The sequence below is a fragment of the Pseudomonas sp. 8(2025) genome (genome assembly GCF_052665325.1).
On record NZ_JBQOIE010000052.1, the window covers coordinates 1 to 387 of the forward strand.

Genomic DNA, 387 nt, shown 5'->3' on the forward strand with positions numbered 1-387 from the left:
TTCACCCAGCTCGATACGGAAACCGCGGATCTTCACCTGATGGTCGATGCGGCCGATGTACTCGATCACCCCATCGGCGCGGTAACGGGTCAGGTCGCCGGTGCGGTACAACCGGCCACCGTCGCTGGAGAACGGGTTGGGTACGAACTTCTCGGCGGTCAGCCCTGGGCGCGCCAGGTATCCGCGAGTCACCCCGGCGCCGGCCAGGTACAGCTCGCCAGCACTGCCCACCGGCACCGGTTGCAGGTCCGGGCTGAGGATGTAGCTCTGGGTGTTGCTGATGGCCCGGCCGATATTGGCCTGCCCTCCCGCCTCGCGCCGGGTGTAGGTCGAGTAGGTGGTGTCTTCCGAAGGGCCGTACAGGTCGTAGACATGCACCAGCCCGGG

Annotated in this window: 1 protein-coding gene; it reads right to left on the minus strand. The window is 66.7% G+C overall.

Translation table 11 applies throughout. From position 1 onward, the window contains the following. Nucleotides 1-387: AMP-binding protein (locus ACUXVH_RS31695; protein ID WP_445496868.1), on the minus strand; the 387-nt coding region annotated here is incomplete at both ends.